Origin of the sequence: Limnohabitans sp. (genome assembly GCF_046052825.1) — a bacterium.
Lineage (GTDB): Bacteria > Pseudomonadota > Gammaproteobacteria > Burkholderiales > Burkholderiaceae_C > Limnohabitans.
This window is the reverse complement of the sequence record NZ_JAVLFP010000016.1, coordinates 1-11,636: the sequence shown is the minus strand read 5'-3', so window position 1 is coordinate 11,636 and position 11,636 is coordinate 1. Positions and strand designations below refer to the sequence as shown.

General features: G+C 54.1%; 12 protein-coding genes. All 12 read left to right on the top strand.

What is annotated here, in order from left to right:
- Positions 1-326, top strand: a 326-nt coding sequence (locus tag ACKWJN_RS02265; protein ID WP_408594126.1) for a phosphatidate cytidylyltransferase, incomplete at its 5' end; no start/stop codon positions are given.
- 11 nt (positions 327-337) lie between these two features.
- Positions 338-1,540, top strand: coding sequence for a 1-deoxy-D-xylulose-5-phosphate reductoisomerase (gene ispC / locus ACKWJN_RS02260; protein WP_408594130.1), 1,203 nt, complete (start codon positions 338-340; stop codon positions 1,538-1,540).
- Positions 1,537-2,919 carry an RIP metalloprotease RseP gene (gene rseP / locus ACKWJN_RS02255; protein WP_408594124.1) on the top strand — a complete coding sequence of 461 codons (1,383 nt, stop codon included), beginning with the start codon at positions 1,537-1,539 and terminating at the stop codon, positions 2,917-2,919. Before ispC ends, rseP begins: the two co-directional genes overlap by 4 nt.
- 40 nt (positions 2,920-2,959) lie before the next feature.
- Positions 2,960-5,266, top strand: a complete 2,307-nt coding sequence (bamA, locus tag ACKWJN_RS02250; RefSeq protein WP_408594122.1) for an outer membrane protein assembly factor BamA — start codon at positions 2,960-2,962, stop codon at positions 5,264-5,266.
- Positions 5,266-5,772 (top strand): OmpH family outer membrane protein, encoded by a 507-nt coding sequence (locus tag ACKWJN_RS02245; protein ID WP_408594120.1) that lies wholly within the window; start codon positions 5,266-5,268, stop codon positions 5,770-5,772. The genes bamA and ACKWJN_RS02245 overlap by 1 nt, the downstream gene beginning before the upstream one ends.
- Before the next feature lie 6 nt (positions 5,773-5,778).
- Positions 5,779-6,762, top strand: coding sequence for a UDP-3-O-(3-hydroxymyristoyl)glucosamine N-acyltransferase (gene lpxD / locus ACKWJN_RS02240; RefSeq protein ID WP_408594118.1), 984 nt, complete (start codon positions 5,779-5,781; stop codon positions 6,760-6,762).
- 2 nt (positions 6,763-6,764) lie between these two features.
- On the top strand, positions 6,765-7,202 hold the full coding sequence (fabZ, locus tag ACKWJN_RS02235) for a 3-hydroxyacyl-ACP dehydratase FabZ (RefSeq protein WP_408594116.1): 438 nt from the start codon (positions 6,765-6,767) through the stop codon (positions 7,200-7,202).
- A 16-nt stretch (positions 7,203-7,218) separates the two neighbouring features.
- A complete protein-coding gene (lpxA, locus tag ACKWJN_RS02230) occupies positions 7,219-8,013 on the top strand; it encodes an acyl-ACP--UDP-N-acetylglucosamine O-acyltransferase (RefSeq protein ID WP_408594114.1) in 795 nt (264 codons plus the stop codon).
- A 4-nt stretch (positions 8,014-8,017) separates the two neighbouring features.
- Positions 8,018-9,160, top strand: a complete 1,143-nt coding sequence (gene lpxB / locus ACKWJN_RS02225; RefSeq protein ID WP_408594128.1) for a lipid-A-disaccharide synthase — start codon at positions 8,018-8,020, stop codon at positions 9,158-9,160.
- Complete coding sequence (gene rnhB / locus ACKWJN_RS02220) at positions 9,132-9,749, top strand: ribonuclease HII (RefSeq protein WP_408594112.1); 618 nt, start codon at positions 9,132-9,134, stop codon at positions 9,747-9,749. The genes lpxB and rnhB overlap by 29 nt, the downstream gene beginning before the upstream one ends.
- Positions 9,746-10,522, top strand: coding sequence for a TrmH family RNA methyltransferase (locus ACKWJN_RS02215; RefSeq protein WP_408594110.1), 777 nt, complete (start codon positions 9,746-9,748; stop codon positions 10,520-10,522). The genes rnhB and ACKWJN_RS02215 overlap by 4 nt, the downstream gene beginning before the upstream one ends.
- A 158-nt stretch (positions 10,523-10,680) precedes the next feature.
- On the top strand, positions 10,681-11,636 hold a 956-nt coding region (carA, locus tag ACKWJN_RS02210), incomplete at its 3' end, for a glutamine-hydrolyzing carbamoyl-phosphate synthase small subunit (RefSeq protein WP_408594109.1).

Sequence of the window (11,636 nt, the reverse complement as noted above, 5' to 3'; positions counted from 1 at the left end):
GATCTACACGAGCCTTATCGTCGGCAGCGTCAGATGTGTATAAGAGACAGGCCCTGATTTGGGTTTGGATAGATGAGCAATTTGCCTTTGAAAGTCAAAGCTTGTTTTCCCGACTGTACGTTCGAGGATGGCCATTTTTGCTGCTGGCAACCGTGTTTCTGGTCGCCATGAGTGTGGTCGGGGATTTGGTGGAGTCTTTGGTAAAGCGAAGTGCTGGAATGAAAGACAGCAGCCTGCTTTTGCCAGGACACGGAGGCGTGTTGGACAGGGTAGACGCGCTGCTGCCAACTTTGCCCATTGCCCTCATGTTATTGCAACCCCTGTGATGCGTTCAGCCATGACTTCTAGGCCTATTCTGTTGACAGTGCTCGGCTCTACAGGGTCTATTGGCACCAACACCCTGGATGTCGTGGCACGCCATCCAGATCGATTCAAAATCTACGCGCTGACAGGGGCTTCTCAGGTTGATTTGATGCTTCATCAATGTCAGCGATTCAAGCCGTCTGTTGTTGTGATGGCGCACACGGATGCTGCACGCTTACTCCATGACAAGTTAAAGGCCGAAGGATTGGTCATTGAGGTTCGTAGCGGAACCCAAGCGCTAGAGGAGGTTGCATCGCACCCAGATGTTGATGCAGTGATGGCAGCCATTGTGGGGGCCGCGGGTTTGGCCCCTTGTCTAGCCGCAGCCCGATCCGGCAAGCGCTTGTTACTTGCGAACAAAGAGGCTTTGGTTGTTGGCGCTGAGGTTTTTTTGTCAGCCGTCAGGCAAGGCGAAGCAACCTTGTTGCCAATTGACAGCGAACACTCTGCGATTTTTCAATCGCTCCCTGAAGATCCCAAGACCTGGAGCACGAGGGTAGAGAAAATTATTTTGACCGCATCAGGTGGTCCATTTCGTGCTCGCGAAGCCAAAACTTTGAAAGACGTCACCCCTGAAGAGGCTTGTGCCCATCCCAATTGGGTCATGGGCCGAAAAATTTCAGTGGATTCGGCCACGATGATGAACAAGGCGCTGGAGGTGATCGAGGCGCGTTATCTTTTTGGCCTCCCGCCTGAGCGCATTGAAGTCGTGATTCATCCCCAAAGCGTGATCCATTCGATGGTTCAGTTCCGTGACGCTTCAGTTCTGGCCCAGTTGGGCACACCCGACATGCGCGGGCCCATTGCTTATGGTTTGAGTTGGCCTGAACGCATCGAATCTGGTGCACAAGCCCTGGACTTTCGACGTTTGGCTGCGATGACTTTTGAGTCGTTGGACGATCATGGGCATTCAGAGCGCTTTGCGGGTCTCAACTTAGCATGGGAAGCACTGTGCGCACCTGCTGGGACCACTGCAGTGTTGAACGCGGCCAACGAGGTTGCTGTTGCAGCTTTCCTCGATCGTCGCATTCGGTTCGATCAAATTCACCAAGTCAACTTGAGTTGTTTGGAGAAGTTGCAGCCCGCGCAACCTCATGATTTGGCCGACTTATTGGCATTGGACTCACAAACCCGTGGTGTCGCTGAAACAGTTGTTCAATCATTGCGCTTGCCATGACATTTTTGGCCTTTTTAGGCGCCATGGGTCTGTTGATCACTGTTCATGAGTGGGGCCACTATCGGATGGCTGTTGCGTGTGGTGTTCGAGTCGTCACTTTCTCTGTGGGTTTTGGCACACCTTTGTTGCGCTGGCGATCACGCAAGCCGATCGCGGGGCATGCGACAGTTTTTATGATTTGCCTGATTCCGCTGGGCGGTTTCGTCAAGATGCTCGACGAACGTGATGGTGATGTTGCGGCATGTGACCGGAGCATGGCCTTCAACAGGCAAGCCTTGTACAAGCGTGCAGCCATTGTTGCTGCGGGTCCGTTGACCAACTTGTTGCTTGCTTTTTGTCTTTACTCCGCCAGTTTTTGGTTGGGACAATATGAATCTAAGCCTATTTTGGCAACCCCACAACTGAACTCTGTGGCGCAAGCAGCAGGACTGCAAGGCGGAGATACGATCTTGCGCGCAGGCCTTTCTCGGGACGCAATGCATGATGTGGTGTCCATGGAGCAGCTGAGGTGGTGGGCCCTGCGACAAAACTTTGAACAAGGCACATTGCTCCTCGAGGTTTTGTCAGGTCATACCCAACGCATTCAAACTGTCGCACTCACTGCGCCTCAAGCCCAAGAGGAGGGGGGGGAGGCACTGAATGGGCTTGAACTTTTTGGCCTAGGGCCTGTGTGGCGTGCTGCGGTCATTGCGGACACTCAAACAGGACGTCCGGCACAGCGTGACGGACTCATCGCTGGAGATCTCGTTGTCAGCGTTGATGGACGCCACATCGATGACGCCAAGCAATTGCGTGACTTGATCCGCACGGATGAGCGAGTCAGGTCGTCGGGGCCCCAAATTTGGGAGGTTCATCGCAAAGGTCAAGAGCGCACCACACTAGAAGTGCAACCCGATCGTGTCCTTGAGCAGGGGCGATTCATCGGACAAATTGGTGCTCATATTGGTGCGCCTGCCGAAACAGTGTGGGTGCAATCCAATAGCTTAGAAGGTTTGGCCCTTGGTTTTGCTCGTACCCGTGACGCCATGACCATGACCTTTGACATGCTAGGACGCATGTTGACAGGTCGCGCATCATGGGACCATTTGAGTGGTCCGTTGGCGGTGGCCGAGTATGCTGGTCAGTCTGCCAGTTTGGGTTTAACCGCCTATGTCTCTTATTTGGCATTGCTCAGCATGAGCTTGGGCGTGTTCAATCTCATGCCTTTGCCTGTTCTTGATGGAGGGCACCTGTTGTATTATCTTTATGAAGCTTTGACAGGCCGCCCTCCTTCACCACAATGGATTCAAGCCTCACAGCGCATAGGTTTGTTGATGTTGTTGGCACTGATGGCTTTTTCTTTTTTCAATGACTTGGTCCGTCTGGGCTGGATCAGATAATCAATTTCATCAATCACCCCCAGGCCTGAAGTTTTTCTTCATGAACAAGCAACCACATCGATTTTCCCTAACGCCCCTCTCACGTGCGGGGGCTTTATTGGCGGGCGCAGCACTGGCTTTCAATGCTTGGGCTATTGATTCTTTTACCGTGCGAGATATACGTGTGGAAGGGTTACAACGCGTTGAGCCTGGAACGATTTTCGCGTCGATTCCACTGCGTGTGGGGGACGACTACACCGACGATAAAGGTGTCGCGGCTATTCGCAGTTTGTTCGCATTGGGGCTGTTCAAGGATGTTCGAATTGAAGTGAACGGTGACGTTGTGGTGCTCATCATTGAAGAGCGCCCCAACATTGCCGCAGTTGAATTCATTGGGACCAAAGAGTTTGACAAGGATGTGCTTCGCAAGGCTTTGCGTGACATTGGTTTGGCAGAAGGACGTCCTTTTGACAAAGCCTTGGCAGACCGCGCCGAGCAAGAACTCAAACGTCAGTACGTGAGTCGCAGTTTGTATGGGGCAGAGGTCATCACGACCATCACTCCCAGTGAGCGCAATCGGGTCAATTTGTCATTCACTGTGGTCGAAGGTGATTTAGCCAAAATCAAAGAGATCCGTGTCGTGGGCAGCAAAAATTTCACTGAATCCACGCTTTTGGATCAATTTGACCAAGGGACTGGCAATTGGCTGAGTTGGTACACCAAGTCGGACCGCTATTCGCGAACAAAACTGAACGCAGATCTTGAAACCTTGCGAGCCTGGTATTTGTCTCGTGGCTATTTAGAGTTTCGAATTGACTCAACCCAGGTTGCCATTTCGCCTAACAAACAAGACATCAGCATCACCATCAACATCACTGAGGGTGATCGATTCGTGGTGTCAGAAGTAGCCCTGGAAGGCTATTACTTAGGCAAAGATGAAGACTTCAAATCCCTGATTGAAATCAAAGTAGGCCAACCCTACAACGCCGACGATGTTGCAAAGACGACCAAAGCTTTCAACGAATATTTTGGTAATTTCGGATTTGCATTTGCGCGTACTGAGGTGCGTCCTGAAATTGACAGGTTAACCAACCGCGTCAAACTGCTCTTGATCGCCGATCCTTCTCGCCGAGCCTATGTTCGTCGCATCAACATTGTGGGCAACAACCGAACCCGTGACGAAATCGTGCGCCGTGAGTTTCGTCAAATGGAATCGTCTTGGTATGACGGCGAGAGAATCCGCTTATCACGTGATCGCATCAACCGTTTGGGATATTTCAAAGAAGTCGACATCGACACCCAAGAGGTTGCAGCTTCCCAAGACCAAGTGGACTTGAACGTGAACGTGACAGAAAAACCGACGGGCATGCTGACTTTAGGCGCTGGCTTTTCTAGCGCAGAAAAAGTCACATTTTCCTTTGGCATTCAGCAAGAAAACGTTTTTGGTTCTGGTCAGAATTTGGGGCTTCAAGTCAGCACCAGCAAATTCAATCAGTATTACGTCATCAGCACCACAGATCCTTATTTCACAGAAGACGGCGTCTCCCGAACGTTTGATTACTACCACCGTTCGAGCAAACCGTATGTTGAACAGGGCGGCGATTACCGCTTGGTCACCGCTGGGTTGGGCGTGCGGTTTGGCATCCCATTCAGCGAGTTAGATCGCGTCTTTGTTGGTTCTTCGTTGGAGCAAACAGACATCATTCCGGGTACCAACCTGCCATCCTCTTGGCTAACCTATGCTTACAACCATGGGTACACCAACAAAACCGTACCCGTCACTCTGGGCTGGGCCAGGGATGGCCGCGACAGTTACCTCAACCCGTCGACTGGCAAGCTGATACGTGCCAATACGGAAGTGGGCGCTGCGGGTGACACCCGTTACGCCAAATTGGGTGGGCAGTACCAGCAGTATTTCGCCTTGAGCAAGCAGTACACATTTGCTTTCAATGCCGATCTTGGCTTGGGTAAGGGAATGCAAGGACAGAGCTTTCCTGTTTTCAAGAACTACTTTTCTGGTGGTTTAGGCTCTGTGCGTGGGTTTGAACAAGGAACCTTAGGCCCTCGCGGTCACGACGGCATTGTTTCTGGCGGCACAAAAAAGATCACCTTGAACAGTGAGTTTTTGATGCCTTTCCCAGGCGCTGGAAACGACCGCACCTTGCGGCTTTATGGCTTTTACGACATGGGCAACGTGTTTGGAGAGTTCGACAAAGTGCAACTCAACCAGCTTCGCAGTTCCTACGGCGTAGGACTGAGTTGGGTCTCTCCGATGGGGCCGCTACGATTTGCTTGGGCCAGTCCCGCTCGTTCATTCACAGGCGATAGAATTCAGAGATTGCAATTCCAAATCGGGACGTCTTTCTGATGAATAAGTTTCTTAATCAATTCGTGTTTGCCATTGCCCTGGGTTTGATGGGCTTGTCGGCAAATGCCGACGACATTCGCATTGGATTCATCAACACGGACCGGATCTTCAAAGAAGCCAATACAGCCAAACAGGCTCAGCTCAAGTTGGAGCAGGAGTTTTCCAAACGCGACAAAGACCTCAATGACGCAGGTGCTGCTTTGAAATCAGCCGTTGAAAAGTTTGAGCGGGAAGCGCCTACGTTGTCAGAGTCGCAACGACTCAACCGTCAAAAACAACTGGGTGAACAAGACCGCGATTTCCAGCGTAAGCGCCGTGAGTTTCAAGAAGAGCTGAATGCGCGCAAAAACGAAGAATTTCAACTGGTTCTGGAGCGTGCCAACCGCGTGATCAAGCAAGTGGCCGAAGCCGAAAAATACGACCTGGTGTTGCAAGAGGCGGTCTACATCAGTCCGAAGCATGACATCACCGACAAAGTGCTCAAGGTCATCAACTCAGCCAAGTAATTTGCCGTGGCACTGCGTCTCGGCCAAATCGTCGAAAGTCTTGGGGGCCAGTTATTTGGCGATCCACAGCAATCGGTGCTCAAACTTGCTCCCATAGAGACGGCACAAGCGGATGATTTGAGTTTCGTCAGTCACCCAAAATACCAGTCTCAACTGACAACCTCTCGGGCTGGTTGTCTGATCGTTTCTCCTGCATTAGCCAGTCTGGCTCAAGCCCGTGGCGCTTGTATCGTCACAGACAATCCTTACCACTATTTCGCTCGATTGACACAGCTTTGGCGCGCCAAACAACCGTCAAATGACGAGCCCAACATCCATCCCAGTGCAGTCGTACACCCCACGGCTCAACTGGATGGCAGTGCCCGTATTGGCCCTCTGTGTGTGATCGAACGTGGCGCGCGAGTCGGTGCACACACGTGGTTGAAGTCGTCGGTCACACTTGGAGAAGAATGTGTGATTGGGCAACGCTGTATCGTGCATTCGGGCGTGGTCGTCGGTGCTGATGGATTTGGCTTCGCCTTGTTTGAGGGGGTTTGGGAAAAAATTGAACAACTGGGCGCGGTTCGCATCGGAAACGATGTCGAGATCGGAGCCAATACCTGCATTGACCGTGGTGCATTGGAAGACACCGTGATTGAGGACGGTGTGAAGCTCGATAACTTGGTGCAAATAGGTCACAACGTTCACATTGGCGCTCACACAGCCATGGCTGGTTGTGTTGGGGTCGCAGGAAGCGCACGCATTGGTGCCCACTGTACGGTGGGTGGTGGCGCTGTGGTTTTAGGACATTTGGAATTGGCGGAGGGCGTGCATATTTCAGCGGCATCGGTTGTGATGCGATCTATTCGTCAGCCTGGACAGTACAGCGGCGTGTTTCCCATCGACGACAATGCCTCATGGGAGAAAAATGCGGCCACATTGCGTCAATTGCACCGTTTGCGCGACCGCATCAAATCTCTTGAATCAGCTTTAGAAAGTCAAAAAAAATGAGCATGGACATCCATCAAATCTTGAAGCAATTGCCGCATCGCTACCCTATCTTGCTGGTGGATCGCGTGTTAGAGCTTGAAAAAGGTAAACGCATCAAGGCGCTCAAAAATGTCTCCATCAACGAGCCCTATTTCTCTGGCCATTTTCCGCATCGTCCTGTGATGCCGGGCGTGTTGATGCTGGAGGCCTTGGCCCAAGCGGCCGCATTGCTGGCATTTGATGCTGTGGGCGTGACGCCAGACGACAAAACGGTGTACTACTTTGCTGGCATTGACGCCGCGCGTTTCAAACGTCCAGTTGAACCCGGCGATCAGCTGATCTTGGAGGTTGAACTCGACCGTATGAAAGCTGGCATATTCAAATTCAAAGCCCGAGCCAAAGTGGGAGATGAAATCGCCACCGAAGCTGAGTTGATGTGCACCATGCGCACGATTGCTTGACGAATACCCTGCGACGATGAGCCTCATCCATCCTACGGCGATTGTTGACCCCCGAGCCGAGCTTGACAGCTCGGTGCAGGTGGGGCCCTACACCATCATTGGTCCTCATGTACGCATGGGGGCCGGCACCACAGTGGGCGCCCATTGCGTGATCGAAGGCCACACCACCATTGGACGCGACAACCGTATTTTTCAATTCAATTCTTTGGGGGCGATCCCGCAAGATAAGAAATACGCAGGTGAACCCTGCGAATTGGTGATCGGTGACCGTAACACCATCCGCGAGTTCTGTACTTTCAACATCGGCTCTCCCGGTGACACGGGTGTGACGCGTGTGGGCGATGACAACTGGATCATGGCCTATGTCCACCTTGCTCATGATTGTGTGGTGGGCAACCACACCATCTTTGCCAACAGTGCGCAATTGGCTGGCCACGTGCATGTGGGCGATTGGGTGATCTTGGGTGGTTTTACCGTGGTGCATCAGTTCGTGCGTATTGGCGCTCACAGTTTCACGGCCATGCATTCGTTGCTGTTTGCAGATTTGCCACCTTTTGTGATGTGTCAAGGGCAACCAGCTGAGGCGCGCTCGATGAATTACGAAGGGCTGCGTCGTCGGGGGTTTTCGCCTGAACGCATTAGCGCAGTCAAGGCCATGCACAAGGCCTTGTACCGTGAAGACTTGACCCTCGACAAAGCCAAAGAGCGCATCGCAGCGCTGGTGCAATCCAAACCTGAATCTGCACCCGATGTGCAGATGATGCTCGACTTCTTGAACCTGACCTCGCCACAACGTGGCATCGTGCGCTGAGCCTATGTCGGCACCTGTGACCTTCTCGCTTGTCGCTGGCGAGGCCTCGGGTGATTTGCTCGCAGGCCTGTTGCTGCAGGGAATGCGCCAAACATGGCCCGAGATGCGAAGCACCGGCATTGGAGGGCCGCGCATGGCGCAGCAAGGGTTTGAAGCTTGGTGGCCCTACGAAAAATTAGCCGTGCGTGGCTATGTGGAAGTGTTGCGGCACTACCGTGAAATTGTGGGTATTCGTCAGCAGCTCAAAGCGCGTTTGTTGGCCCAACCGCCCAGCGCCTTCATCGGTGTGGATGCGCCAGACTTCAATCTTGACTTAGAGCACGATCTGAAGGCGAGCGGTATTCCGACGGTGCATTTTGTCTGTCCTTCTATTTGGGCATGGCGTGCTGACAGAGTCGACAAAATTCGGCGCAGCGTAGACCATGTGCTGTGCATCTTTCCGTTTGAAAAAGCCTTGCTCGAAGCGCACGGCATTGCTGCCACCTACGTGGGGCATCCCTTGGCACAAACGATTCCCGAACATGTTGACCGTGCTGGGGCACGTGTTGCACTGGGCTTGCCCCAAGACGCGACTGTGGTTGCGTTATTGCCTGGCAGTCGACATTCTGAAATTGAATATTTAGCACGTCGTTTTTTACAAGCGGCGCAGCGCATGGCCCAGCAACAGCCTGGGCTGGTCTTTGTCTTGCCCGCCATGTCGGCGTTACGTGCCCGCATCGATGCGCTCGCTCGCGAGCTAGGCGGCGTGCCTGGACTGACGGTGTTGACCGGACAATCGCACACGGCTCTGGCCGCTTGCGATGTGACTCTGATTGCCAGTGGTACCGCCACGCTGGAAGCTGCGCTGTTCAAGCGTCCGATGGTCATCGCTTACAACATGAACTGGATCAGCTGGCAAATCATGCGTCGTAAAAAACTCCAGCCCTGGGTGGGCCTGCCCAATATCTTGTGCCAGGAGTTTGTGGTGCCTGAGTTGTTGCAAGACGCTGCCACCCCGGACGCCATGGCGCATGAGGTGTTGCAGTGGCTGGCACAACCCGCCGCCATGACCGCCGTTCAACAACGTTTTGCCGCGCTGCATGACAGCTTGCGCTGTGACACTCCTGCATTGGCTGCCCATGCGATCCAAAAAATTCTTGCGCGCTGAACAAGCTTCGTTGGTTTGGGATACCCCGGGGCTGATTGCCGGCGTGGATGAGGCTGGGCGAGGGCCTTTAGCCGGGCCCGTCGTGGCTGCTGCTGTTATCTTGGATGACCTGAACCCGATCGTGGGCTTGGCGGACTCCAAAAAACTCACGGCCTTGAAGCGCGAGCGTTTGTATGACGAGATCCGTGCCAAAGCTCTGTGCTGTTCAATTGCTGAGGCCTCGGTGGAGGAAATTGACAGTCTGAATATTTTGAATGCCACCCTTCTCGCGATGCGCCGCGCGGTAGAGGGCTTGCGCCTCAAGCCGCACAAAGTGTTGGTCGATGGCAACCGTCTACCTGTGCTCGATGTGTTGGCCGAAGCCATTGTCAAAGGCGACAGCAAGGTACCCGCCATTTCCGCCGCATCGATCTTGGCCAAAGTACACCGTGACCGCTGGTGTCTGCAATTGCATGCGCAATACCCAGAGTTCGGCTTTGACCGTCACAAGGGGTACGGTACCGAAGCACATTTGCAGGCTCTGCGTACCCATGGGGCCACGCCCTGGCATCGTCACAGTTTCGCACCCGTTGCCGAGGTGCTGCGATGAACCTGATCACTTCGCGTGACAACCCCTTGGTCAAAGAGCTGCGTCGCCTCTCGCAAGACAGCACGGCCTATCGCAAGCTCGGTCGTGTTTGGTTGGAAGGCGACCACCTGTGTCGTGCGGCGTTGGCACGTGGTGTTCGGCCTGAGCATGCCGTGTTTGCACAATCGCAATGGGACATCGCTCCGCGCGACTGGACCGAGGCCGCGCCCCGCAACACGGTGTTGCCCGATGCCCTGTTTGCCGAGGTGAGTGGACTCGAATCCCCCGCGCGGATGGGGTTTGTGATGACGGTGCCAGTGGCACCCGACATCTTGCGTCATACCCCCACCGTGGTGCTGGATCGGGTGCAAGACGCGGGCAACGTAGGCTCAATTTTGCGCAGCGCGTCGGCGTTTGGTTTTGGCCAGGTGTTGGCCATCAAAGGAGCTGCTGCCCTATGGTCTCCCAAAGTCTTGCGTGCGGGCATGGGCGCGCATTTCGGTTTGCATTTGGTGGAGGGCCTAGAGCCTTCGGCGTTGGACGCACTGGACATGCCTTGGGTGGCCACCAGTTCGCACCAAGGCCCATTTCTGCACCAGTTGCTCGCTCAGCAGGCACTCCCCATGCCTTGCGCCTGGCTGATGGGGCATGAGGGGCAGGGCGTTTCCTCCCAGTTGGCCGACCAGGCGACCTTGTCGGTGCGCATTGCGCAACCCGGTGGCGAAGAGTCATTGAATGTGGCTGCTGCTGCTGCCATTTGTTTGCACGCCAGTGCCACCTGTCGAGTGACGTGACGCAAGGGTAAACGAGTGCCTCGGATATAATGAGAGGCTTTCCCGCATCAACCTGTACGCCCCAGCTCAACCAAGGCCCATTCCTCGAACAAGCAGCCAAAAAGAGACCCGTTCTCTTGTGAGCGCTGAGGCGTACCCGAACTACTCCGGAGAACCCAGTGCTTTTGTCTCTTCAGGGAACCTTCCCGCCCGCCATCTTGGCGCTTGCAGACGGCACGGTCTTTATCGGCAATTCGATTGGAGCCGCTGGCTCCACTGTCGGCGAGGTGGTGTTCAATACATCGCTCACCGGCTACCAAGAAATTCTGACCGACCCCAGCTATTGCCAGCAAATCGTCACCTTGACGTACCCGCACATTGGCAACTATGGCGTCAACCTAGAAGACATCGAAGCTGACAAAGTCCATGCTGCTGGCCTGATCATCAAAGACCTTCCTTTGGTGGCCAGCAACTTCCGATCACACCAAACCTTGTCGGCTTATCTGAACGAGAGTGGCACGGTGGCGATTGCCAACATTGACACCCGTCAATTGACACGCATCTTGCGTACCAAAGGGGCGCAAAACGGTGCGATCTTGGCCCTGGCGCCAGGTCAGCAAGTCAGCCAAGCCCTGAAAGAACAAGCCATTGCCGCCGCCCAAGGGGCGCCAAGCATGGCCGGTCTCGATTTGGCACAACAAGTCACTGTGACTGCACCTTATGCCTGGACTCAAACCGAATGGGCGCTGGGCACGGGGTATGGCGAACAAACCGCGCCGAAGTTCCATGTGGTGGCGTACGACTTCGGCGTGAAGAAAAATATCTTGCGTATGTTGGCCGAGCGCGGTTGCCAAGTGACCGTGGTGCCCGCCAAAACTTCGGCAGCCGAAGTGCTCAAACACCAGCCAGATGGCATCTTTTTGTCCAATGGACCAGGCGACCCGCAACCTTGCGACTACGCTATTTCCGCTGCGGCCGAGTTGATTGAAACAGGCATCCCGACTTTTGGTATCTGTTTGGGTCATCAAATCATGGCCTTGGCCAGCGGCGCCAAAACCTTCAAGATGAAATTTGGACACCACGGTGCCAACCACCCCTGTCTCTTATACACATCTGACGCTGCCGACGAAGCTAG

Excerpts from the sequence above, each read along its gene's own strand:
- fabZ (WP_408594116.1), top strand. The coding sequence starts at position 6,765 with ATGGACATCCATCAAATCTTGAAGCAATTGCCGCATCGCTACCCTATC.
- ACKWJN_RS02215 (WP_408594110.1), top strand. The coding sequence starts at position 9,746 with ATGAACCTGATCACTTCGCGTGACAACCCCTTGGTCAAAGAGCTGCGT.
- lpxB (WP_408594128.1), top strand. The coding sequence starts at position 8,018 with ATGTCGGCACCTGTGACCTTCTCGCTTGTCGCTGGCGAGGCCTCGGGT.
- rseP (WP_408594124.1), top strand. The coding sequence starts at position 1,537 with ATGACATTTTTGGCCTTTTTAGGCGCCATGGGTCTGTTGATCACTGTT.
- ispC (WP_408594130.1), top strand. The coding sequence starts at position 338 with ATGACTTCTAGGCCTATTCTGTTGACAGTGCTCGGCTCTACAGGGTCT.
- rnhB (WP_408594112.1), top strand. The coding sequence starts at position 9,132 with ATGCGATCCAAAAAATTCTTGCGCGCTGAACAAGCTTCGTTGGTTTGG.
- ACKWJN_RS02245 (WP_408594120.1), top strand. The coding sequence starts at position 5,266 with ATGAATAAGTTTCTTAATCAATTCGTGTTTGCCATTGCCCTGGGTTTG.
- lpxA (WP_408594114.1), top strand. The coding sequence starts at position 7,219 with ATGAGCCTCATCCATCCTACGGCGATTGTTGACCCCCGAGCCGAGCTT.
- bamA (WP_408594122.1), top strand. The coding sequence starts at position 2,960 with ATGAACAAGCAACCACATCGATTTTCCCTAACGCCCCTCTCACGTGCG.